Here is a 23,512-nt window from a genome sequence, read left to right as displayed (position 1 = left end):
GGAAGAGTTAGTGCTCGTCCAGCGGCTTCCAGCGGTTGATCCGCTTGCTGAGGACGGCGACGCCGGAGTTCAGGATGGTGGCAACGATGGTCAGCACCACGAGGGTCGCGAAGACGCCGGCAGTGTCGAACTGCGCGGCGGAGGCGTTGATCAGGTAGCCGAGTCCTTGGTTGGACGCGACCAGCTCGCCGATGACCGCACCGATCAGTGCGTACGGGATGGCTACCTTCAAGCCGGTAAGGAACCCGGTCATGGAGGAGGGCAGTACCACCTTGAAGGCAACATGGCGGCGGTTGCCGCCCATCAGCCGGACTGCGTCGATCAGGCCGCGGTCCACTTCGCGGACCCCGGCGGCGGTATTGAGGAAAACGAGGAAGAAGACCGTGGCGGCTGCCAGCAGCACCTTCATGTCCATGCCGATGCCGAACCACACAATGAACAGCGGTGCCAGGGCAACCTTGGGGATGGAGTACAGGGCGAGCATAAACGGATCCAGCACCTGGTAGAGCAGGTTGAACGAGGCCAGCAGGTATCCCACCAAGGCACCGGCAAGCGCTCCGAAGAAGAACCCGAGGAGGATCTCCTGCAGGGTGATCCAGGTGTGTGTCCAGAGCGTGCCGTCGGTTATCCAGTCCACCAGCCGTTCCAGGATCAGGCTGGGCTTGCTGACGAAGGTGATGTCGATGACCGGTCCTGCGGTGATCTGCCACAGGGTCAGGAAGGCCACCAGCACTGCCGCTCGCAGGCCCCAGACAATGGTTGAGTGGCCGAACTTGTCCCACCAGGTGCGGTTCAGGTCTTCCTTGACCGGACCGGACCCGGCCGACAGCGGCGGTACCCGGTCCGTTCCCGGTGCGGTTGCCGCCGGCAGTGCCGGCTCGGCCGCGGATGCAGCACTCATGCCGTGGATCCTTCCTTGAGGGCGGCAGCAAGTTTCTTATGCAGTGCCACGAATGTCGGGTCGATCCGGGTTTCATCCACCGAGCGGGGACGCGGAATGTTGATCGGCTCATCCAGCAGAATCCGGCCGAGCTGGCCCAGGACTACTACACGGTCGCCGAGGAGGAGGGCCTCCTCGATGTCGTGGGTGACAAAAACCACCGTCTGCCCGGAGCCCTGCCACAACCGCAGCAGTTCCTCCTGGAGTTCGTTGCGCAGCTGCGCATCCAGTGCTCCGAAAGGCTCGTCCATGAGGAGGGTTTTCGGCGCCCCTGCCAGCATTCGGGCGAGGCTGGCGCGGCGCCGCATTCCGCCGGAGAGCTCCCGGGGATAGTGGTTCTCGAATCCGGACAGTCCGACCTTGGCGATGAGTGCCTGCGCCACCTCCCGGCGCTTCTCCTTGGATTCGCCGCGGATTTCCAGCGGCATTTCGACATTGCGAACGACGTCGCGCCACGGCATAAGCGTGTCCGACTGCGTCAGGTAGCCGATATCCACGTTCGGGCCGTTCAGCACCGAGCCTTGGTAATGCACCGTGCCCGAGCTGGGCCGGGTAAGCCCGGAGAGCAGGTTCAGCATGGTGGATTTCCCGCAGCCGCTGCGGCCGAGGATGCTGACGAATGTGCCTTCCTCGATGGAGAGGTCAAAGTCCCGCAGGGCAACGGTGGCGGTATTATCGCGTTCGAACTGCTTGCTCAGCCCGGAGATTTCCAGCAGGGAGCTCATACGGCCTGCACCTTGCTCCGGTGGTGGGACGGGGCATCCGGCAGCGGTTCCGCGCCGGCCAGCCAGCGGCTGTTGTGCACCGTCATCAGCCGGACCTCTTCCTCCGTGAAATCCTGCGCCAGCAGCAGGTCTGCGGCGATAGCCAGCCCGTCCTCGACGGGAGGGTTGAAGGGCTGTCCGAGGTCACTGCTGATGACTGAGTTCTCAGGGCCGGCATGGCGGATGTTGGAGAACCAGAGGTCCCAGGACACCTTGCCGGTAAGGGGAGTGGTGAGGCACCGCTCCAGCAGGGCACCCTGCTCCGCGAGCTCCCGCTGCTGGTCCAGCAGCATGCGCTGGGAGGTGAACTCCGGGTGGGTAATCACCATCCGGCGTACCCCCAGCTCCACGGCTGCCGGAATCAGGCTGCCCGATTCGTCGGCGTGCAGGTGGCCGGTTGCGAGCGTCATGTCATGCTTTGCGATCAGCTCCAGGACCTGGCGGGCCTCGGGAACCAGCCCGCCCCCGGATTCCACCTCCACGGCGGGTGCGGCCATGCCGGCGGCGCGCAGGTCCTCCTGCAGCTGGGCCCACATGGGCGGGGTGGCGCCTTCGGGTTCTTCCGCGAGGCAGGACCGCTGGTTTGAGCTGTCCACGGTTGGCAGCCAGACAAACTGCGCTCCGCCACGGGCTGCGATCTCCACGGCAATAGGGTTCAGGCCCCCCACGGAGGCATTCAGGGTGATGGCCCCAAGGACATCCACGTCCGGGTGTACCTTGCGGACGACGGCGGCGCGCTCTGCGGTGGGCGTGTAGTGGGACTTGAGCACAAATCCGGCCATTCCGAGCTCCGCGAAACGGGCGGCTAAATCAATATCGTCAATTCGGCGGCGCATAACGTCCGGCGCAATGTGCACGTGGACGTCATAGGCGTCCCGGACCAGGTCCCGGGCGCGGGCTGAGGGCTGGTGATGGTCGGACATAAGGCTCCCTTGCCTGATCAGCGGTTGGTGCCCAAATTGTCGCCAATAATGTCAACGGTTGTCAATGTTCAAAAGTGAGCTGCTTCACAATTGCCCGCAATTCGGGCAGGACAACGAATAGCGCCGACGCGAAATGCGCCGGCGCGGGGACTCTGGTGGCGGGGAGCTAAGCCGAGCGGATGTTTTCCGGTTCCGGTTGCCCTGCGCGTTCGCTTCGCCCGTTGAACACCACATAACGGTAGGCGAAGTAGCGGAAGATATTGCCCAAGGCGATGCCCACCACGTTTCCGGAAATGTTGTCTGCAAACGTGCTGCGGAAACCCAGCACGTAGTGGGAGATGTACAGGCAGCCGGTGGAAATGAGCAGTCCCACCAGATTGGTGAGCGCGAACAGCAGCGTCTCACTGCGGATGCTCCGGGTGCGCAGCTTCCGGAAGGTCAGGTAACGGCTGCCCAGCCATGAAACGGTCGTGGCCGCCACCACGGAGATTGTTTTGGCGAGAATCGGGCTGTCCGGCACCAGGGTGGCGGAGAGAATATTGAACAGGCCTACGTCAACCACGAAGGCGACGGCGCCGACTGCCGAAAACGAGCCCAGACGGCGGACGATTGCGCGCACCTTGCTGGTTTCTGCCATTACCGAAAAATCCGTTCAACGCATTGCTGCGGGACGCAGCTTCCTGCCCTTGCCGGTGCGCACACGCGGGGAGGGACTTTTACCTTTCGGATGATGGCACAAAGTGGATTTGGCCTCAAAATCCCTGCCGATGCAAGCTCGATCAGGGCAATGTGACCGTAAAGACAGTGCCCTTGCCGGCCTCGCTTTCCATCGCGATGGTGCCGCCGTGCTCTTCCACAATGCGCTTGGTGATCACCAGCCCCAGTCCGACGCCGGGGATCTGCGCGCGGCGTGCGGTGCCGGCGCGGAAGAACTTGGTGAAGACCTCGGCCTGCTCGGCCTCGGTCATGCCAATGCCGGAGTCCGCTACCCGAAGGACGGTGGAGCCGGCTTCGGTGCGCCAGGCGCTGACCGTCACCTGGCCGCCGTCGGGCGAGTATTTCACCGCGTTGGAGAGCAGGTTGTCCAGCACCTGGGAAATGCGCTTCGGATCGACCATGGCAGGCAGGGTCTCAGGAACCTCGGCAACGATGGCCACCGCGTTGATTTCGGCACGCGGTGCGGCGGAGGTGATGCCGGAGCGGACCAGTTCGCTGAGGTCGGTGACTTCCTGCTGAACGTTGGCGGAACCGGCTGCGGCAGTGAGCAGGTCCGAGACCAGGTGCAGCAGCTTCTCGGAATTCCGCTGGGCCACCTTCAGCGAGGAGGCCACATATGCCGGGATGGCATCTTCTTCATCCAGCGCCAGTTCCAGGTAGCCCATGATCGAGGTCAACGGGGTACGCAGCTCATGGGACACATTCGCCACGAAGTCGTCCTTCGCCGCGACGGCGTTCACCAGGCCGGTGACGTCGCTGTAGGCGATCACGGAACCGCGGAAGGCGTCGTCGTCGCCCTTGACGGAGCGGGCCGAGACGCTCAGCGCCTTCTGCTCCTCGCCGGTCCCGTACCAGACGAGTTGGTCGGAGAAGGACTGGCCCAGGGCTGCCCGCTTCACCGGGCGCTGGTCCACCGGGATCGGCGTGGTGCGGTCCGGCCCGAAGATGTACATCTCGGCTTCGGTAGGGCGGGTGGTGAAGGAAGGGGCCGCGAGACGTTCGTGGAGCTGCTGGCGCGAATTGGTAAGGATGCGGCGGCCGTCCTCGTCAATGACCGCCACCCCCACCCGGATGGTGTTCAGGATGGTTTCAAGCATTGATTCCTTGCGCAGGCTCTCCATCAGCGAGGCCTGCAGCACCACGTCCTTTTCCTGCAGCACCACGGCCTGGGCGGTGAGGCTGGCCTCAGCCTCGGCGCGGGCGGCCTCGGCGTCCTCGGCGGTGCGCAGGGCCGAGATGAGGTCGCGCTCGTACAGCCGCCGCTCGTGCGCGTAGAAGGCAACCACCTGGTCAAGGGGCGGCCGGCCGCCGGCTGCGGGGGAGCGGGTGGCGGAGAGCAGGACCGGGATGCGCTGGCCGTCGGGGCCCAAAAGGTCGACGGCGAGTTCGGCGAACGCGGCGTTCAACGCCAGCTGCGGCATGGCGTGGGTGGTGTAGACAATCCGGTCGCCCACGGGCAGCAGTTTCAGGAAACTGGTGCCGCGGACCTCGTCCAGCGCCTTGCCGATCCATTTCTGCGCGGTGCCGTTGGCGTCCACCACCGTGCCGTCCATCAGGGTGATGAAATAGCCCGCCGGAGCGGTTTGGGACAGGGCGCGGTAGTCGAGGCGGAAATCCAGGTCCACGAGGCGCCTACTTCGACTGTTGCAGGTAGGCGAGGACGATGTCCGCGGTCTCCTCGGGCGCACTGACATGCGGGAGATGGCCGGTGGCCTTCATCTGCACCAGCGTGCTTTGCGGAATGTGTTCCTGCAGGTAGCGGCCCACATGGTCCGGGGCCAGCAGATCCGCGGATGCCTGCATGATGAGCGTGGGGACGGACACCCGGGGCAGCAGGTTCCTGACATCGGTCAGGAATGCCACGCGGGCAAACTGGCGGGCAATGCCGGGGTTGACCCGGCAGAAACTGCCTTCGAGTTCGGCGCCCAAAGCCGGAGCTGCCGGGTTGCCCATGATTACCGGCGCCATGGTGGCGGCCCAGACGAGGTAATTGGTGTCCAGGGAAACAAGGAGCTCGTCGAGGTCCGCCCGGCTGAAGCCGCCTTCGTAGCCGTCCTCGGGATAGTCCATGTAACTGGGCGACGGTGCTACCAGGATGATCCGGGCAAAGCGCTCCGGGGCGGTGGCCCCGGCGGCAATGGCCATCATGGCGCTGACACTGTGGCCGATGAAGGTGACATCCTGCAGGTCCAGGTCAACACACAGTTCCAGGACATCGGCTACGTAGCCGTCCAGTGTGGCGTACTTGGCGGGCGTGTAGGCATCGAGGTCGGAACCCCCGGCACCGACGTGGTCGAAGAGAACCACTTTGTACTCGTCGGTGAAACGGGGCAGGAGCCGCGACCACATGCCCTGGTCGCAGCCGAAACCGTGAGCGAAAAGCAGTACCGGCCCGTCCGCTCGTCCCAGTACGCGAACATTGTTCCGGGTGCGGATATCAGTCTTCATTTACCTGTACGCCTGCTTTTCTTCTTATTCAGTGCCCGCATTGCCGTGATCGGAGTCTCAGCAAATATTACAGGTCCAATACCGCTTAAACGGCCAGCCGGGCCGCGCACGGAAATGCCGTGTGGCGGGCCGGTGGTAATGCCGGGAAAACGGTTGTACTTCCCGGCCCGCATTCACCAACCGACAGTGCGCCGGTTACCGTTTAGCGCCCGGCAAACGGTAACTACGGTTTTTTCGCCACGGCGTAGCGGAGCTCCGCGGCGCCGCCGTCGAACTGCGTGCTGGCGATCATGCGCATGGGTGCGGTGGGACCGGACACCGGCAGGAGGCGCCGCCCGCTGCCCAACGCCACCGGCATGTAGGTGACCCACAGTTCGTCCAGCAGTCCGGCTTCGGCGAACTGTGCCGCCACGTTGCCGCCGCCCACCACCCAGATGTTCCCTTCTCCTGCCGCGTCCCGGGCCGCCTCGAAGACCTTCCGTACGTCCCCGGAGGCAAACCGGACGTCCCCCTGCGCCGGAACGGGCTCCTCCCCGTGGGTGAGTACCCAGCACGGCTGGGTGTACTCCCAGCTTTCCGGTTGCTCCGCCCGGACCCAGCGGTAGGTTTCCGCCCCCATAACCACCGCGCCGACGTCGGCCATGAACCTTTCGTAGTGGTCCTGGAACGCCTCGAAACCGAACTGGAGCAGCCAGTCCAAGCGGTTGTCATCGGTGGCAATAAAACCGTCAAGGGAGGATGCGACGTAATAGATGACCTTGGGCATGGGATGAGGATAGTCCTCGGCAACGGGGCGGACGTAGTGGCGGGCGGGCTTAACAGGCCGGAATAAAGGGATTGAGCCTAGAAGGGATAACCGGCAATTCCGGGCCGCATGGTCAGCCACTGCGTTTCCGTAAACGCTTCGATGTTGGCGCCCGCCCCGCCGAAACGGGAACCCGTTCCCGAGGCACCCATCCCGCCGAACGGTGAATTCGCTTCGTCGGAGACGGTTTGTTCGTTGATGTGCACTTTCCCCGAGACCATCCGGTCTGCCACCTCCATTGCCATTCCCACCTCACCCAGCACGCCCACGGAGAGTCCGTATTCAGAGGCATTGGCCAGCTCGACCGCCTCATCGATGGCCGAGAACCCCAGAACGGGGGCCACCGGACCGAAGATCTCCTCCGTCCAGGCGGGGTTGTCCGGGGTCAGCCCGGTCAAGACGGTGGGCTGGTAGAAGAGGCCCTCATAGGTCCCACCCGCCGCGATCCGGGCACCGGCGTCCTTGGCCGCCCGTACCAGGCGATCAATGTTGTCGCGCTGACGCTCATCGATGATCGGGCCCAAGGCGACGTTGCCGGAGTGCGGATTCCCGACCGGCAGCGCCCTGGCTTTGGCCGAGAGCCTGTCGATGTACTCCTCCAGCAGGGATTCGTGGACCAGATGGCGTCCGGTGGTCATGCAGATCTGTCCCTGGTGCATAAAGGAACCGAAGGCTCCGGCAGACGCTGCCAGCTCAACGTCGGCGCCGGGCAGCACGATCAAGGCGTTGTTGCCGCCCAGCTCCAGGTGGGCGCGCTTGAGCAGGCGGCCTGCAGTCTCCCCGACCTTGCGCCCGGCCGCCGTGGAACCCGTGAAGGAGATGATGCGTACCTCCGGGGCTTCCACAATGGCCTGCCCGACGTCGGCACCGCCGGGGAGCAGCTGCAGGACTCCCGCAGGAAGGCCGGCCAGTTCGAAGATGCGCATGATGGACACACCGCCGGAGACGCTGGTGCGGGGGTCCGGCTTCAGCAGTACGGCGTTGCCGAGGGCCAGGGCCGGCGCCACCGACCGGATGGAGAGGATCAGGGGGAAGTTGAAGGGGGAAATCACCGAAACGACGCCGGCCGCCCGGCGCCGCGCGAAGGACCAGCGGTCCTCGTTGGTGGTCAGCACTTCCCCTGCCGGGTGGGCGGGAAGCGCAGCCGCTTCGAAGCATTCATTGGCCGCAATATGGGTCTCCAGCGCCGCCTTTGCTTCGATTCCCCCGGTCTCGCGAATGATCCATCCTTGGATTTCCTTGGCATGGTCCTCGAAAAGCATGCCCGCGCGCCGCAGTACTGCGGCACGCTCCTCCGGCTTGGTCCGGGCCCATGCGTGCTGGGCGGCAGCTGCCCGGGTGGCGGCGGCAAGGGCATCGGCGCGGTCCGCTGCCCCAACGGCACCCAGGACTAGCCCCGTGGCGGGTTCGATGACGTCGATAACGCCGGCGGACCCGGCCGTCCAGGAATCGGTGTGGATTTTTCCGTGCCAGGCGGAAGTGGCGAGGATGGACATGGCTGCTCCTAGATTGCGGTGAAACAAGATGGCTGGGAAGGGGTGGTTGCCTTGCGGGGAGGGGTCAGGCCGGGGTGGAAGCACCTTGGCCGGGTGGTGTTTCTGCCGGGGCGGAACCCGCGGCCGCGGAGGCCGGACGCAACGCCCGGGTCTTGCGGCGCTGCACCAGCGTGGCGGCGGAGACGGCGATCAGCAAAGCTACACCGTTGAAGACGTTCGTCACCCAGGTCTTGGCGCCCAGGATGACCAGTCCGTTGGCCCCGACTGCAAGCAGGTACACGCCCGTTACGGTGCCCCAGACATTGAAGTAGCCGGCACGGATGGCCGTGGCACCCAGGAACGCAGCGGCGTAGGCCGGCAGCAGGAATTCCGGGCCAAGATCCGGCGTCGCATTTCCGGCCCGGGAGGCCTGCAGTGTTCCGGCAAGTCCACCGAGCAGCCCGGCGCCGATGAAGGCCGCGGCCAGGTATCTCTTGGTGCGCACCCCCGAAAGTTCGGCGGCGTCGCGCCCCAACCCGGTGGCCCGCAGGTACCGGCCGAAGGGAGTCCGTTCCAGAACGAACCAGAGGATGAGGGCCGCGGCGAGGAAGTAGAACACAGCTACCTGCAGGCCTCCGGGCAGTCGGAGCCCGGTCAGGGCCGAGAAGGCATCGGAGGAATGGGTGATCAGCGTCGAATTGGTCAGCAGCAGGTTCAGCCCGGCCAGGATGGTGGCCATGCCCAAGGTCGCAATGAAGGCGTTGACGCCGACGACGATGGTCATAAACGCGTTGATGGCGCCGATCAGCATCCCCAGGGCAAGCGTGGCGAGCAGGATCAGCGGCAGCGGCAGGCCGGTACCGGCCAGGACTATTCCGGTGATGGTGCAGATGCCGAGGTTGGCACCCACGGAAAGGTCGAACTCTCCGGCGGCCAGCGGCAGGATGACGGCCAGCGCCAGGATACCCGGCACCGCCTGGTCAGCGAGGATCTGCCGGAAGTTGCCGGACGTCGCGAAGGTATCCGGCATAAGCAGTGCGAAGACGGCGATCATCAGTACCAGGAAGACCACGATGCCGTAGTTCTTCATGAGGACACCGGGGTTAAGGCGGAGGTTCACTGTAGAGGCTCCTTGGTGGGGTTTGCGTAGTAGGTGGGGGCGCGGAGACTAGGCCGGCGCGCCGGTCTGGCAGGCGAGAGCGATTCCGTCCTCGGTAATCTCCGGCCCGGCGAGTTCGGCGGCGATCCGGCCGCGGTCCAGGACCACCACGCGGTCGGCCAGGCCGACGAAGTCGTCGTAGTCGGTGCTGGCGACCAGGACTGCCACGCCGTCGTCGGCAAGTTCCTTAAGCAGCCGGCTGATCTCCTGCCGGGCCAGTGCGTCCACGCCCTGCGAGGGTTCATCCAGCAGCAACAGCAACGGCGTGCCGCTTGCTGCGCGAGCGACCACCACTTTCTGCTGGTTGCCACCAGAGAGGCTGCGCACAGGCGCGGCGAGGGACGAGGCCTTCACCAGGAAGCGGCGGGAGAGGTCCTCCGCGGCGGCCTTCTCGGCAGTGCGGTTTATGACCGGACCGCGGGTATAGCGGCGCAGGCGTCCGAGCGTCAGGTTTTCCCCGACCCCCAGGTCCAGGACGATGCCGTCCCGCCGGCGGTTCTGCGGAACGCAGGCCACCCCCGTCGTGATCGCGGCTGCAGGGGAATCCGGTGTGTACGGCTTGCCGGCCAGGGTCATGGACCCGGCGGAAGACTGCTGGGCGCCGGCGATCAGGCGGACCAGTTCACTGCGGCCGCAGCCGACCAGGCCCGTGACCCCCACGATCTCTCCGGCGTGCACATCAAGGTCGATGCCGTCCAGCCGGGGTCCGCTGAGTGCACGGGTGCTCAGCAGCACCGGGCCTTCGCGTTCCTCGGCGCTGCGGATGGCGGGGGACTCCAGTTCACGGCCGATGACCAGGGAAACGACCGCCGCGGCGTCACGTTCGCCCAGCGGCTCGTCCGCAACGAGCAGGCCGTCGCGAAGCACAGCGACGTTGTCCGCGATGCGGCGGACCTCCTCGATCCGGTGGCTGACATAGACGGCGGTTCCGCCGTGGCCGCGGAGCATGTCCAGCAGGGCCAGCACCCGGTCAGCCTCGTGTGCGGGCAGCGAGGCGGTCGGCTCGTCCAGGATGAGGATGTTGCGGCGGAGCGCGTCGACGTCGGCGGGGGCGCCGTCGTCGACGCGTCCGGAGCGGTGCTGGAAGGCACGGGCAATGCCCACCATGGTGCGGGTGGAGGGGGTGAGGTCACCGACCAGCCTGCCGGGGTGTTCATCGATGCCCAGCAGTTCCAACGTGGCTGCCACATGGGCGTGTTCCTTCCGGAGCTTCACCGGGGAAAAAGCGGTGCGGGTGAAGAACCCGTCGGAAAGCGCAAAGTTGTCTGCGATGGTGAGCGCGTCCACGAGTCCCAGGTCCTGGTGAAGGAACCGCAGGCCTGCGGCATGTGCGGCCGCGGGTGTCAGCGGCAGCGGCAGGTCCTTGCCGCGGACCGAAAGGCTTCCGCCCGGATCCGGGGCATAGACCCCGGCCAGGATCTTGATCAGCGTCGACTTTCCGGAGCCGTTCATGCCCAACAGTGCGGTCACCTTGCCGGTCTGGATGTCGAGGCTGACGCCCTCGAGGGCCCGTTGTCCGGTAAAGGTCTTGCTGATTCCGCGGATGCTAAGGGCTGCGGTGTGCTCCATGGGTACTCCTGAATGTGTGGCAGCGGGAAAGCGGTATACGGCCGGCCCGGATAACCGGGCCGGCCGCGTGGGTTCCGCGGCAACTAGCCCGCGTTCTCCCACAGAGCCGTGAAGGCTGACTTCCAGTCGGAGTCACCCGTCCACGGCAGCTCGGGCAGGGTCTCCTGCAGCACCATGCGTTTGGGCATCTCGATGATCTGGTGCCCGCTGGCACCGTTGGCGAAGAGCTTGTTCATTTCATGCACGGAGAGGTAGCCCGTGTGCTCCATCGGCTTGATGACGTCCGCGAACTGGCTCTTGCCGTCCTTGATCAGGTTCAGGTTGGCGGAATTGCCGTCGTAGGAAACCATCTTGATCTTGTCGCCGCTGGCACTGCGCTCCACGGTGGCCTGGGTGGAGACGACGGCGGCACCGGTGTGGGTCCAGATGTAATCGATGTCCGGGTTGGCGGTCAGGGTGGCCTGGATCTGCGGCGGCAGCCCGGACTGCAGCTGGGACATCTGCGTTTCGATGGTCTCGACGATCTCGCAGCCGGAGCAAAGCTCGGGGAGCCACTTCTCGAATGCCTCGGTACGCGCCGTGATGGACGGGAAAGCCGGGTCGGTGGTGACCAGGATCTTCGCGTCTCCGCCGCTGTCCTGGGCGATGGCGGCAGCCATCATCTTGCCCGAGACCTCCTCATCCGGCACAACCTCGACGTCGAAGCGGTCATCGGCGGGGGACATGCTGTTGACCAGGAAAATGCCGGCTTCCCGGGCCTGCTGCAGCGAAGCATCGATCTGATCGCCGACGGCGGCGGTGAAGATGATGCCGTCGGCATCGAGCTGGATCGCCTGGTCGATGGCCTGGCGGGCTTTTTCCGGGTTGCCGGCCGGGTCGATCATGCGGGTTTCCCAGCCAAGGGATTCAGCAGCTTCCATGGCGGCGTCGGCTCCGCGGGCGCAGGCTTCCGAGGAATAGGTGCAGGGGATGACAACGATGCTCTTGTCTTTCGCGATGGCCGCGGACTCCGTCGGTACCTCTTCTTCGAGGGGCTTCTGGAAGTCGGTGAGCATGGTCTCGAGCGCCGCTGTGTCCACGGACGAGGAGCCGGTTTCGGTGGCCTCGGAAGTAGTGCCGGCATCGTCTCCGCAGGCGGCAAGGGACAGGACCAGCGCCGGGACGGCGAGCAGCCCGAGCAGGTGGCGGGGAGTGGTTTTCATAGGGTCCGGAGCCTTTCGGAAATGACACTGGGTGTGATGTAGGTCCCACTGTCTCCGGCGCGGCCGGCCCCGCTGAAGGCCTGGTCCGGAACAGGCAAGCCGATGTCCGGATTCGGCAAGGTTTCCACTTCCGGAAAAGGCCGGCTTACTCCGGCTGGTGTGCTGTCGTTGAAACGCGGGCGTCGCGCGGCGTGCAGCCGTACTCCAGGCGGAACGCCCGGGAGAAGTGTGCGGCCGACACGAATCCGAGGGAAGACGCGATTGCTGCGATTGGGGTGGCGGCGTGGGCAGGATCTGCCAGCAGCTCCTGGGCGCGGGTCAGTCGGTTCTCAAGTACGTACCGAGCCGGGCTGGTACCTGCCTCGGCGAAAACCCGGGTGAGGTGGCGTTCGCTGATCCCCACCGCACGGGCTATCTGGGCCAGGGACAGGGCAGGCTGGCCCAGGTGTGCACCGATGTAATCGCGGGCGGCCGCGAGATAGGCCAGCGAAGGCGCGGCCCCGGGCTCGCCGGTAATGATGAAGAACATTTCCAGCACACTGCGTTCCAGCTCGTCCGCATCCGGGACTGGATCCCGGAAAGCCCCAAGCACCGCATTGGCCGTGGAGCTTGCGTGCGTGGCAGCGGGCGATCCGGTGATGCGGAGCACCCGTGGGCGGAAGTAGTCCTCGCGTACCGACTGCTCGCGCAGCACCGTGCGCGGTACCTCCACAATGACCTGACGCATATCCGTGGAAAAGCCGTACATGAAAGGCCGGTTGGCGTCATAAACGACGGCTTCGCCCGCGGCCAGGGTTTCACAGCCGGCGTCGTGGTAGAAAAATGCCTTCCCCTCGAGCAGCAGGCAGAGCATTACGGCGTCCACCGGGTTCCTGCGGATATTCTCCGGCGCGCGTTCAATCACATGGTCGTTCCCGTTGATGTGCGTAAGGCGGATCCGCGGCAGCGCAAGGTTGGTTTGGGTGGCGAGGAGGCTGCGTTCCGAGAGCGTGCTGCAGCGCAGCCCGAACAGTGCCTGCTCGTTGTATTCCTCCCACAGATCCAGGCGCTGCTGCAGCGGTGCCTGTGCGGTGGAAAACCGGCTTGTACGGCGGGTTCCTTCAGGGGCGGAGCCGAAGGGTGCGGAGTCGTTCATGGGAACGGGAATCGGCACGGCCGGCGCCTCCAATCGGGCATCTTTGTCACGAACCAGGAGCAATGCACCCAAGGGTACGTGAAATGTGCCGCACGTCACTATCTGAAAGTCCGGGGGATGGCGGCACCTGGTGCCTGCTGTGCCACCCTTGGGTTCCCGGGGCGGGCACCTAATGCAATAGTGTGGCCGTATCGTAAGCATGCTGATTACAGGAGGCTTCCATGAGTGAGCAACTCGTAGCGGATCTGATTGTCGAACGCCTGAAGGCCTGGAATGTGGACCGGGTGTTCGGCTACAGCGGAGACGGCATCAACACGGTCCTGGGCGCGATGCGCCGCAGCGGCGACCCCGAGTTCATCCAGGTCCGGCATGAGGAAAACGCCGCGTTCATGGCGGTGGGGCACGCGAAGTACACCGGCGGGGTAGGGGTGATGATGTCCACCCAGGGGCCCGGGGCCATCCATCTGCTCAACGGCCTGTACGACGCCAGGCTGGACGGGGCGCCCGTGGTGGCCATTGTCGGACAGCAGTCCCGCAGCGTGCTGGGATCCTCCTACATGCAGGAAGTGGACCTGATGAACCTGACCCGGGACGTTGCCTCGGCGTTCCGCCAGCAGATCAATTCCCCCGAGCAGGTCCCGCTGGTGCTGGACCGCGCGTTCAAGAAGGCGCTGGCCACCGGCACGCCCGCCGTCGTCATCATTCCGCATGACGTGCAGCAGGCCCCGGCACCGGAACTGGAACAGGAGCACGGCATCCTCAACACCGTCCCGGTGTTCAGCCCCGCGCGGACCTCACCGGCCCCGGCGGACATCCGGGCTGCGGCGGACCTGATCAATTCCGGCGAGCGGGTGGCCCTGCTGGTGGGGCAGGGCGCCCGCGACGCCCGCGCACAGGTCGCCGCCCTGGCCGGGAAGATCGGTGCGGGCATCACCACCAGCCTGCTCGGCAAACCGTACGTGGATGAAACCCTGCCGCTCGCCGCCGGAACCATGGGACACCTTGGCACCAGTTCCGCCGGCTACGTGATGGACAACTGCGACACCCTGCTGATCATCGGGTCCAGCGACCCGTGGACCGAGTTCTACCCGAAGCCGGGGACCGCGCGCGGGGTGCAGATTGACCGGGACGCTTCGGCAATCGGGAACCGCTACCCGGTGGAGGTCGGCATCACGGGAGATGCCGTAGCCAGCCTGGACGCCCTGATTCCGTTGCTGGACGCTAAACCGGATGCTCCGTGGCGGCGGCAGGTGGAGGAAAGCGTGCGCCGCTGGCACGAGCTGTCCCGGGTGCGGGCCATGACGCCCGCCGATCCGGTGAACCCCGAACGCGTGGTCTACGAGCTGAACCTCCGCCTGCCGGACAACGCGCAGGTGGCGGTCGACGTCGGCAGTTCCGTGTACTGGTACGCGCGGCATCTGCACCTTCCGGAGGGCGTGCCCGCGCACCTGTCCAGCACGCTGGCCAGCATGGGCTGCGCCGTGCCGTACGGACTGGCCGCGAAGCTGGCGTATCCGGACCGCCCGGTGGTGGCGCTCTCCGGCGACGGCGCCATGCAGATGGCCGGGGTGACGGAACTGATCACCCTCAGCCGGCTCTGGCAGAAGTGGGAGGATCCGCGGTTCGTTCTCTGCGTGCTGAACAACCGCGAGCTGGCCGAGGTCACCTGGGAACAGCGCGAGATGGAGGGCGATCCGCGGTTCGAGGACAGCCAGTCGCTGCCGGACTTCAAGTACGCCGAGTACGCCAAGCTGCTGGGACTGGAAAGCATCCGGGTGGAGGATCCTGAGCTCCTGGGTGAAGCCTGGGACGTTGCGCTCGCCGCCACCCGGCCGTTCCTGATCGAGGTAATCACCGATCCCGCAGTACCGCTGCTTCCGCCCTTCCCCAGCGGCGCCGCCCAGTCCGAAACCATGAAGGACGGCCTGGCGCAGGAGGGTGCCGCGGGCGAGCACGCGCGCCGGCTGCTGGATGTGTATCTGGAGCAGGAAGAAGGCCTCTACCGCGACCTCTGAGCAGGCGGAGGGGAAGCCGGGAACAATCCCGCATACCGGAACGGGCGCACCCGCGTGGGTGCGCCCGTTCCTCCTTTCGGTGTCCGTCCTAGGTGCGGGTCGGCGCACCGAGCTCCACGGGTTCTTCGTCATTCAGGTAGGCCGATTCGGAGTGGGCCATGAGGTCGATGCCCTTGAGTTCACTCTCCTCCGGGATGCGCAGGCCGATGGTCAGCTGCAGCACCTTGGCAATCAGCCAGGTCACCACGAAGGAGTAGACCAGTACGGCTCCGCAGGCGACAGCCTGGCTGCCGAGCAGCGAGAAGCCGCCGCCGTAGAAGAGGCCGCTGACCCCGTTGGGTGCCGCTTCGGTGGCGAACAGGCCAATCAGGAGGGTGCCCAGCAGGCCGCCGACGGCGTGTACCGCCACCACATCCAGCGAGTCATCGAAGCCGAGGCGGAACTTCAGTTCGATGGCCAGCGAGCAGACCAGCCCGGCGATCGCACCGATGGCGACGGCGCCCAGGGGGCTGACCGCCCCGCAGGCGGGGGTGATGGCCACCAATGCGGCGATCAGGCCCGACGCCGCCCCCAGGCTCGAGGAGCGGCCCAGCCGCAGGCGTTCCATCAGCATCCAGCCGAGCATGCCCGCAGCTGCCGCGACTGCCGTATTAAGGAAGACGACGGCGGCGGAGTGGCCGGCGCTGAGGGCGGAACCGGCATTGAAGCCGTACCACCCGATCCAGAGCAGGCTTGCTCCCAGCAGGATCAGCGGTCGGCTGTGCGGCTGGCCGTGCGAGTGCGGCCAGCCTTTGCTGCGGCCCAGGACCAGTGCCAGGGCCAGGGCGGCAACGCCGGCGTTCAGGTGCACCGCGGTGCCGCCGGCGAAGTCGATGGCGCCCAGCTGGTTCGCGATCCAGCCGCCGACGACGGTGCCTTCCGCGTTGTCGAAAGCGAACACCCAGTGCGCCACCGGGAAGTAGACCAGCGTGGCCCAGAGCCCGGCGAAGACCATCCAGGCGCCGAACTTCATCCGTCCGGCCGCGGAGCCGGCAACCAGGGCGGTGGTTACACACGCGAACATCAGCTGGAAGACGGCAAACAGGGCCACCGGGATGGATGCGGCCGGATCTTCAGTAAGGAGTGCGGAGAGGCCGAGGTATTCCAGCGGGTCGCCCAGCAGGCCCATGCCGCCCAGCGAGTCGCCGAACGCGGCGGAATAGCCGTAAAGCACCCAAAGGACGGCCACGAGGCTGGCCCCGCCAAAGCACATCATCATCATGTTCAGGATCCGCCGTGAGCCCACCATGCCGCCGTAGAAGAAGGCGATCCCGGGGATCATCAGGCAGACCAATGCGGAGCTGGCCAGCAGCCAGGCCGTGTTTCCAGAGTCCATGGAGGTACTCCCGTTCGGGTTGTGCGCCCGTTCCTGCCTCTGCCGATGCAGCCGGGCGGAGAATATGGACGGGCCAGCCCCCCGCGGCTGGCCGGCACCCCGGTACCGGCGGCGCTGGTTTAAGCATGGGGCCGGTATGTTACGGCCGGGAGCGCCTGCAGGTTAGCGCTGCGTTAACGCGGTCTGGATGTCTGCTGGGAGGTTTCTGGACGTGCAGGGCGGGGTCGCGTGCGCCGACCGGCGGACTAAGCGTTACGGGGCATGCCGCGGCCGAAGGCAAAGGCGCGGACAATCTGGATTGCACCCAGGACCACGAGGAAGATCCCGCCGTAAATCACCAGAACCGCGAGGGTTTCCAGGGGGAGGAAGAGCACCACTATTCCGGCGAGGATGCTCAGGATGCCCAGCACAATGGCGAACCAGCGGGAGCCGCCGCGATCGGACTCGGCCAGGGCCATCACGCCCTCCACAATCCAGGCGATCCCGATCACCAGCCCGAGCGCCGTCAGGGTTTCCATGGGGTTGCGCATGGCGATCACGCCGACCACCAGCAGGGCAAGGCCCACCAGGATGTTGAGGATCTTCAGCCCTGCGCCCAATCCGGTGAAAACGCCGAGCAGAATGCGGACGGCACCGGCAATGAGGAAATACAGCCCAAAGAGGACCGCGAGCACTTCGAGCGTCGCTCCGGGCCAAAAGAGGACAAGCAGCCCCAGGACCACGGAAACCAGACCGGTGATGCCCAGTCCGAGGCGGATGCCCCGCACTACGGACTTGGCCATGTTCAGGGCGTCCAACGCGAACCCGCCCTGTTGATGGAACTCGCTGCCTGAAGCGGACATCCTCAAGACCTCCAGAGAGATTCCCCCATCGGCCCGGCGGGGCGCCGGTCTCCCCAGTATCCGATGCCAACACCCTGCTTCTCTAGGGAACAGCCGCAGAACCGGCCGGCCGGACCCGGATCACCACTGCGGTTGCCCGGCGCCGTCAGGAACAGGTGTACCCGTTATGAACCCAGCAGGTCCCGGACCTCGGCATCGGTGGTCTGGCCGAACCGGCGGTACGCCAGTCCCACGGCGTCCAGTCCGCTGTGCGGCCAGGGCACAACAACGTCGTCTGCCGGCGGGCTGAGCAGCTCCGCCGCACTGCCGCACGCTACCGGCGCAGCGGCGACCAGCCGGGCCGGGGCCAGTTGCCGGACGGCACCAAGTGCCGCGCGCATGGTCGCTCCGGTGGCCAGCCCGTCATCCACCGCAATGACCGTGCAGCCCGCAATGCGCCGTTCCGGTAATCCGTGGCGGAACAGCTCCTCCCGCCTCCGGACCTCGCCGAGCTGCTCCTCGGCGGCGGCCGCGAACAGGGCCTCTGCGTCCTGCGTGCGGCCGCGCCAATACCGGAGCACATCCTCGTTGCGGACCATGCAGACCGTTCCCGCGATGCCTGCCACTGCGCCGGCGGCCAGTTCGGGCTGTTCCGGATAGCCGATCTTCCGCACCACCACCACATCCAGCGGCGCGGACAGGATGCGGGCCACCTCGGCCGCCACCGGAATCCCGCCGCGGGGGAGGCCCAGGACCAGCAGGTCCGGTGCACCCGCGTAAGCCGACAGGCCGACGGCGAGCGCACGGCCGGCGTCGGCGCGGTCTTGCCAGCGGGGGGAGGGGGCGGAGGAGGAGAAAAACATGGGATGGGGTTATCCGGTGGGACGGAGAATGGGGTTCGGTGCTCCTCCCAAGCTAGGGACCGCCGCAGGCACCGGCAAGGGGTCCACCCAACCCGCTGCGTTGCCAAACCCGGGCCGGCATAGAAAGGTGGCCTTATGACGCAGACAGCAGTTATTACAGGAGCCACTTCCGGGATAGGCGCGGAGTTCGCCCGCCAGCTGGCGCAGCGCGGCTATGACCTGGTGCTCACCGGCCGGAATACCGAGCGGCTGGAATCCACCGCGGCGGACCTGGCCCGGGACTACTCCGTGAAGACCGAGTGGATCGCGGCCGACCTCGCCACCCGGGAGGGAGTGGACGCCGTCGCCGACCGCGTGCAGAAGCCCGACGTCGGACTCCTGGTCAACAACGCCGGATACGGTTTGAAAAACGACTTTGCCCGGAACGAACTGCAGGCTGAGATCGACCACCTGAATGTGCTGGTGGGGGCGCCGCTGCAGCTGAGCCACGCTGCGTTGAACGCGATGCAGTCGAACGGCGGCGGCCGGATCATCAACGTGGCCTCCGTGGCCGGCTTCATCCCGAGGGGAACCTACAGTGCAGCCAAGGCGTGGGTGATCAACTTCAGCCGCTGGGCCAACCTCTACTACCGGGGCCGCGGCATCACCGTCACCGCAGTGTGCCCGGGGTTCGTGCACACGGAATTCCACGCACGGATGGAAATGGACAAGAGCCTTTACCCCAAGTGGATGTGGCTCAATGCGGACCGCGTGGTGCGTGAAGCCCTCGCGGACGCCTTCGCGGGCAAGGGTGTCTCGGTTCCGTCCAAGCGGTACCGGGTCCTGGCCGCGGTGGGCAGCCGGGCGCCGCAGGCACTGGTGGCCCGGCTGGCGGGCCGGGGGCGGTAGGGGAGCGGCCGACGTCGGACGTCACGGAAGCTGGCGCAGCTGCGGCAGCGGGCCTAGGGTTGCTCTGCACCGCCTGCCCTGCCCGGGCCGACGACGAAACCGGTGAAAGCGAGTCCCATGAGCACCCCCACGGTCTATGCCCTGCATGAGAATCCCGAGTGGTTCCCGCCCTTTGCCCGCGCCTTTGAGGCCGAAGGGGTGCACGTGGAGGAATGGCTGCTGACGGACGGCGTCCTGGATCTGGACTCGGTGCCGCCGGAGGGGATTTTCTGGTCCCGGATCAGCGCCTCCTCGCACACCCGGGACCACGGCCTGTCCAAGGACTACGCCCGGGCGGTGCTGTCCTGGCTGGAAGCGCACGGACGGCGTACGGTCAACGGCCGCCGGGTGCTGGAACTGGAAATGAGCAAGGTGGACCAGCTGACCGCCCTACGTGCCGCTGGCATCGATACCCCGCGCACCGTGGCCGCCGTCGGGCGCCACCAGATCCTGGCCGCGGCCAAGGAATTCCCCGCACCGTTCATCACCAAGCACAACCAGGGCGGCAAGGGACTGGGGGTGCGGAAGTTCGAATCGCACGGGGAACTGGCGGACTACGTGGCGTCGGAGGAGTTTGAGGAGCCTGCGGACGGCATCACTTTGATCCAGGAATACATTGTTGCGGCCGAACCCTTCATTACGCGGGCGGAGATTGTGGGCGGGGAATTCGTCTACGCCATCAAGGCGGACACGGCCCGCGGGGGATTCCAGCTCTGCCCCGCCGATGCCTGCGCCATTGACCCGTCCACCGGCAAGCCGATCATGCCGCCCGGCGCCACCATTGCACCGGACGCGGACACCCAGCTGTTCAGCCTGCGCGAGGACTTCGACCACCCGGTGCTCGGCAAGTATTTGGAATTCGCCCGCCGGAACCGGTTGGAGGTCTGCGGCATAGAGTTCATCGAGGCCGCCGACGGCCGCTTGCTGACCTATGACGTCAACACGAACACCAACTACAACGCCGCCGTCGAAGCAGTGGCTCCGCGGTCCGCGCCCCGTGCCCTGGCCCGGTATCTGGCGTCCCTGGTGCCGTCCGCGGGATAGCGTGGTGCGGCTCAACTTTTTTATCCACAGGGCTGCGGCCTCGATATAGTCGTGGTATTGCCCAACCTGAAGGAGACCGCCATGTCCGCTGCCCTGGAACCGCATTGGGTCAAGAACTACCAGCCCGGCGTTCCCGCGCAGATTGAGCTGCCCACCGAATCCCTCACCGCCATGATGGAAGACGCCGTGGAGCGGTTCGGCAGCAAGGTGGCCTTGGAATTCTTCGGTGCTGAAACCACGTATAAGGACCTGGGGGACCGAATCAACCGGGCCGCCGAAGGCCTGCGCAAGCTGGGCGTGCGGAAGGGGCACCGGGTAGCCGTCATCCTGCCCAACTGCCCGCAGTACCTCATCGCGTTCTACGCCGTGCTCCGGCTGGGCGCCGTCGTCGTCGGCCACAACCCGCTCTACACGGAGCGCGAGCTGCGCCACCAGTTCGAGAACCACGGCGCCAAGGTGGCCATCGTCTGGGACAAGGCAGTGGAGAAGGTGCAGGATTTCCCCGGCGACGTGGCCGTGGAAACCATCGTGGCCGTGAACATCACCAAGGCGATGCCGCGGATCAAGCGGATGGCCCTGGCCCTTCCGGTTCCCTCGCTGCGGCGCACCCGCGCGGGCCTGACCGCCAAGACCGAGCGCACCATGTCCTGGGAGGAACTGCTCGACAACGCTCCGCTGTCCGCGGACCACCCCCGCCCGGCCGTGTCCGACCTGGCGGCACTGCAGTACACCTCGGGCACCACTGGCATCCCCAAGGGCGTTATGCTCACGCATTACAACCTGCGGTCCAACGCACTGCAGGGCAAGGCCTGGATGCACGGCGCGCAGGAGGGCAAGGAAGTCATTTACGGCGTGCTGCCCATGTTCCACGCCTTCGGCCTCACCCTGTACCTGACCTTCTCCGTCCTCACCGGGTCGCGGCTCGTATTGTTCCCCAAGTTCGACGTGGACCTGGTCCTGTCCGCCGCGAAGAAATCCAAGCCCACCGTCTTCTGCGCCGTCCCGCCGATCTACGAAAAGACCGCGAACGAGTCCAAGAAGCGCGGCGTCGACCTGTCCACCATCCGCTACGCCATTTCCGGGGCCATGACCCTCCCGGCGGCCACGGTGAAGCTCTGGGAAGAGGTCTCCGGCGGGCTGCTGGTGGAGGGCTACGGCCTGACCGAATCCTCCCCGGTGGCCCTGGGCAACCCGTTTGCCGAGTCGCGCCGCAACGGCACCATCGGTGTTCCGTTCCCCAGCACCGAGATGCGCGTGGTGGACCCGGAAAACCCGGTGAACGACGTCGAACCCGGCGCCGCCGGCGAGCTCCTGGTCCGCGGGCCGCAGGTCTTCGCCGGCTACTGGAACAACCCCGAGGACACGGCGGAGGTGCTGCTCGAAGGCGGCTGGCTGCGGACCGGCGACATTGTCACCGTCGATGAGGACGGCTTCGTGAAGGTGGTGGACCGCCGCAAGGAACTCATCATTACCGGCGGTTTCAATGTCTCGCCTTCTGAGGTTGAGGACGTGCTGCGCACCCACCAGCACATCCTCGACGCCGCCGTGGTGGGCCTGCCCCGGGCCGACGGCGGCGAGCAGGTGGTGGCCGCCGTCGTCCTGCAGGAAGGCGCCGAGCTCGATGAAGCAGCTCTGCGGGCCTACTGCCGTGAGCGGCTCACCCCTTACAAGGTGCCGCGGAAGATCGTGGTTATCGATGAGCTGCCCAAGTCCATGCTGGGCAAGGTGCTGCGCCGCCAGGTGCGGGATGCCCTGCTGCAGGACGCGTAGTCCCCTCCTCGCAGTAAGTACCTATTGACGGGTATCCGGCAGAGGGCTGGAATTGTAAGTGGGCTTGGTATGTATGCCAGGTTCCTCACCAGTCAACCAGCCGGCCCGGAGCCGCAGGCGGATACCGACCGCCTCGTCGTCTGTCTCCGAACAGGCCGGTGGTGAATCACCGTCGGTCAACCGATTCGGCGGATTCGCTGTCGCGAGGAGAACAAGATGATCACGAATCAGCAGGTCGAAGGACTCATGAGCGGTTCGGGCAGTGTAGTTGGCTCGAACGGTGACCGGATCGGTTCCGTTGGTACCTTCTACCTGGACGACCAGACCGACGAACCGGCATGGGTCACCGTGAACACCGGCCTCTTCGGCACGTCGGAAACGTTTATCCCCCTCAGTGAGGCAACCGTCGAGGGCGCCGACGTCCTGGTGCCCTACTCCAAGGAAGAGGTCAAGAACGCGCCGCACATTGAAAGCGACGGTTCGATCAGCCCCGATGAGGAAGTCACGCTCTACCGGTACTACGGCTTCAGTTACGACGACGGTTCTTCGGAATCCGTCTCGGAAACCGACACCATTACCGAGACGCGGGACAGCGGCATGCGGGGCAGTGACATGAGCAGCGGCACCTCCACGGTGTCGGAGAGCCAGACATCCGGCACGTCCAGCAGCAGCGGCACGTCCGGCCTTTCCTCGTCCTCCGGTTCTTCCGGTTCTTCCGGTTCGGGATCCAGCGGGGACGACGCGATGACCCGTTCGGAGGAGCGCCTCAACGTCGGCACCGAGAACCGCGCTGTGGGCAAGGCCCGGCTGCGCAAGTACATCGTGACGGAGACCGTCACCAAGCAGGTGCCGGTCAGCCACGAGGAAGTGCGGATCGAGCGTGAGCCCATCACGGATGCCAATGCGGGGGATGCCCTGTCAGGTGCCGAACTCAGTGAAGACGAGCACGAGGTGACGCTCCACGCCGAGGAAGCTGTGGTTTCCAAGCACACCGAGCCGGTGGAACGCGTGCGCCTGGACACCGAGACGGTGACCGGCACGGAGAGCGTTTCCGAAGAGGTCCGCAAGGAGCAGATCGACACGGACGTCAACGATTCCTCCTCCCACGGGAAAAAGTCCGGCGGGTCGGGGTCCGGTTCGGGGTCGGGTTCCTCGGGATCGGGATCGGGGTCCGGCGGCAGCCGCTAGGTCCTAGCTCTTCAACGTACGACCCCTTCATCAGCACGACGGCGGGTCCCGGGTTTCCGGGGTCCGCCATCGTCCTGTGTCCGGTCGGTGGACTGCTTTGTTGCTCCGCTGGGCCGGGGGCTATTGAGCGGACGATGGTTTTGCGCGGGCGGCCCGGGGGCGCCTGGATCTAGTGAGCAGATAACGGGCTTATCGGGCGGCCGTAACCCCATTAACTGCTCAGTAGATGACTTGTGCAGGCTGGAGCCACCGCAGCGCCAGCACAGCATCCCACAGGGTGGTGCTGCTGTTGCCTCGTGGGACACCATCTGCCACAAGAGCACCAAGCTATGGGATCCTCTGTCCGCTGCCAGCACACGGCGTCCCACGGGG

20 protein-coding genes are annotated in these 23,512 nt (G+C 66.0%); 5 read left to right on the top strand and 15 right to left on the bottom strand.

What is annotated here, in order from left to right; translation table 11 throughout:
• Nucleotides 1–7: 7 nt before the first annotated feature.
• The 12 genes from LOC56_RS03975 to LOC56_RS03920 form a co-directional block, all read right to left on the bottom strand.
• Entirely contained in the window at nucleotides 8–901 is an 894-nt protein-coding gene (locus LOC56_RS03975; protein WP_229950701.1) for an ABC transporter permease, read from the bottom strand.
• The gene (locus LOC56_RS03970; RefSeq protein ID WP_229950699.1) at nucleotides 898–1,665 is read right to left on the bottom strand and encodes an ABC transporter ATP-binding protein; all 768 of its coding nucleotides are present in this window, start codon (nucleotides 1,663–1,665) and stop codon (nucleotides 898–900) included. The genes LOC56_RS03975 and LOC56_RS03970 overlap by 4 nt, the downstream gene beginning before the upstream one ends.
• A complete protein-coding gene (locus LOC56_RS03965; protein ID WP_229950697.1) occupies nucleotides 1,662–2,627 on the bottom strand; it encodes a DUF6282 family protein in 966 nt (321 codons plus the stop codon). The genes LOC56_RS03970 and LOC56_RS03965 overlap by 4 nt, the downstream gene beginning before the upstream one ends.
• A 166-nt stretch (nucleotides 2,628–2,793) precedes the next feature.
• Nucleotides 2,794–3,264, bottom strand: a complete 471-nt coding sequence (locus LOC56_RS03960; protein WP_229950695.1) for a GtrA family protein — start codon at nucleotides 3,262–3,264, stop codon at nucleotides 2,794–2,796.
• Between the two features lie 142 nt (nucleotides 3,265–3,406).
• Nucleotides 3,407–4,969 (bottom strand): ATP-binding protein, encoded by a 1,563-nt coding sequence (locus tag LOC56_RS03955; protein ID WP_229950693.1) that lies wholly within the window; start codon nucleotides 4,967–4,969, stop codon nucleotides 3,407–3,409.
• Nucleotides 4,970–4,976: 7 nt separating this feature from the next.
• Nucleotides 4,977–5,792: an alpha/beta fold hydrolase gene (locus tag LOC56_RS03950; protein ID WP_229950691.1), complete on the bottom strand. Its 816-nt coding sequence runs from the start codon at nucleotides 5,790–5,792 to the stop codon at nucleotides 4,977–4,979.
• Nucleotides 5,793–6,015: 223 nt separating this feature from the next.
• Nucleotides 6,016–6,558 carry a dihydrofolate reductase family protein gene (locus LOC56_RS03945; protein WP_229950689.1) on the bottom strand — a complete coding sequence of 181 codons (543 nt, stop codon included), beginning with the start codon at nucleotides 6,556–6,558 and terminating at the stop codon, nucleotides 6,016–6,018.
• A 77-nt stretch (nucleotides 6,559–6,635) separates the two neighbouring features.
• On the bottom strand, nucleotides 6,636–8,093 hold the full coding sequence (locus LOC56_RS03940; protein ID WP_229950687.1) for a benzaldehyde dehydrogenase: 1,458 nt from the start codon (nucleotides 8,091–8,093) through the stop codon (nucleotides 6,636–6,638).
• A gap of 64 nt (nucleotides 8,094–8,157) precedes the next feature.
• Nucleotides 8,158–9,192 carry an ABC transporter permease gene (locus tag LOC56_RS03935; RefSeq protein ID WP_229950685.1) on the bottom strand — a complete coding sequence of 345 codons (1,035 nt, stop codon included), beginning with the start codon at nucleotides 9,190–9,192 and terminating at the stop codon, nucleotides 8,158–8,160.
• A gap of 48 nt (nucleotides 9,193–9,240) precedes the next feature.
• The gene (locus tag LOC56_RS03930; RefSeq protein ID WP_229950683.1) at nucleotides 9,241–10,800 is read right to left on the bottom strand and encodes a sugar ABC transporter ATP-binding protein; all 1,560 of its coding nucleotides are present in this window, start codon (nucleotides 10,798–10,800) and stop codon (nucleotides 9,241–9,243) included.
• Nucleotides 10,801–10,883: 83 nt separating this feature from the next.
• Complete coding sequence (locus LOC56_RS03925; RefSeq protein ID WP_229950682.1) at nucleotides 10,884–12,002, bottom strand: sugar ABC transporter substrate-binding protein; 1,119 nt, start codon at nucleotides 12,000–12,002, stop codon at nucleotides 10,884–10,886.
• Nucleotides 12,003–12,147: 145 nt separating this feature from the next.
• Nucleotides 12,148–13,155, bottom strand: a complete 1,008-nt coding sequence (locus LOC56_RS03920; protein WP_229950680.1) for a helix-turn-helix domain-containing protein — start codon at nucleotides 13,153–13,155, stop codon at nucleotides 12,148–12,150.
• A 203-nt stretch (nucleotides 13,156–13,358) separates the two neighbouring features.
• Between LOC56_RS03920 and LOC56_RS03915 the strand changes: the two genes are divergently transcribed.
• The gene (locus LOC56_RS03915) at nucleotides 13,359–15,152 is read left to right on the top strand and encodes a thiamine pyrophosphate-requiring protein (protein ID WP_229950678.1); all 1,794 of its coding nucleotides are present in this window, start codon (nucleotides 13,359–13,361) and stop codon (nucleotides 15,150–15,152) included.
• Between the two features lie 88 nt (nucleotides 15,153–15,240).
• On the opposite strand, the gene LOC56_RS03910 is transcribed toward LOC56_RS03915, so the two are convergent.
• The 3 genes from LOC56_RS03910 to LOC56_RS03900 form a co-directional block, all read right to left on the bottom strand.
• The gene (locus tag LOC56_RS03910; RefSeq protein ID WP_229950677.1) at nucleotides 15,241–16,527 is read right to left on the bottom strand and encodes an ammonium transporter; all 1,287 of its coding nucleotides are present in this window, start codon (nucleotides 16,525–16,527) and stop codon (nucleotides 15,241–15,243) included.
• Nucleotides 16,528–16,772: 245 nt separating this feature from the next.
• Complete coding sequence (locus tag LOC56_RS03905; RefSeq protein WP_229950675.1) at nucleotides 16,773–17,369, bottom strand: HdeD family acid-resistance protein; 597 nt, start codon at nucleotides 17,367–17,369, stop codon at nucleotides 16,773–16,775.
• A 164-nt stretch (nucleotides 17,370–17,533) separates the two neighbouring features.
• On the bottom strand, nucleotides 17,534–18,211 hold the full coding sequence (locus LOC56_RS03900) for a phosphoribosyltransferase (RefSeq protein WP_229950674.1): 678 nt from the start codon (nucleotides 18,209–18,211) through the stop codon (nucleotides 17,534–17,536).
• Between the two features lie 135 nt (nucleotides 18,212–18,346).
• Here LOC56_RS03900 and LOC56_RS03895 point away from each other — a divergent pair, with 135 nt between their 5' ends.
• The 4 genes from LOC56_RS03895 to LOC56_RS03880 all read left to right on the top strand — a co-directional run bounded on the left by LOC56_RS03895 (nucleotide 18,347) and on the right by LOC56_RS03880 (nucleotide 23,140).
• Complete coding sequence (locus LOC56_RS03895) at nucleotides 18,347–19,099, top strand: SDR family NAD(P)-dependent oxidoreductase (RefSeq protein WP_229950669.1); 753 nt, start codon at nucleotides 18,347–18,349, stop codon at nucleotides 19,097–19,099.
• Nucleotides 19,100–19,216: 117 nt separating this feature from the next.
• Nucleotides 19,217–20,182, top strand: coding sequence for an ATP-grasp domain-containing protein (locus LOC56_RS03890; RefSeq protein WP_229950667.1), 966 nt, complete (start codon nucleotides 19,217–19,219; stop codon nucleotides 20,180–20,182).
• 81 nt (nucleotides 20,183–20,263) lie between these two features.
• The gene (locus LOC56_RS03885) at nucleotides 20,264–21,952 is read left to right on the top strand and encodes a long-chain-fatty-acid--CoA ligase (protein WP_229951503.1); all 1,689 of its coding nucleotides are present in this window, start codon (nucleotides 20,264–20,266) and stop codon (nucleotides 21,950–21,952) included.
• Between the two features lie 216 nt (nucleotides 21,953–22,168).
• Nucleotides 22,169–23,140, top strand: a complete 972-nt coding sequence (locus LOC56_RS03880) for a DUF2382 domain-containing protein (protein WP_229950665.1) — start codon at nucleotides 22,169–22,171, stop codon at nucleotides 23,138–23,140.
• Nucleotides 23,141–23,512: the final 372 nt, after the last annotated feature.

Source organism: Arthrobacter sp. zg-Y179, assembly GCF_020907345.1.
Taxonomy (GTDB): Bacteria; Actinomycetota; Actinomycetes; order Actinomycetales; family Micrococcaceae; genus Arthrobacter_B; species Arthrobacter_B jinronghuae.
Note: the sequence above shows the minus strand (reverse complement) of the source record. Positions and strands in the feature narration are given on the sequence as shown.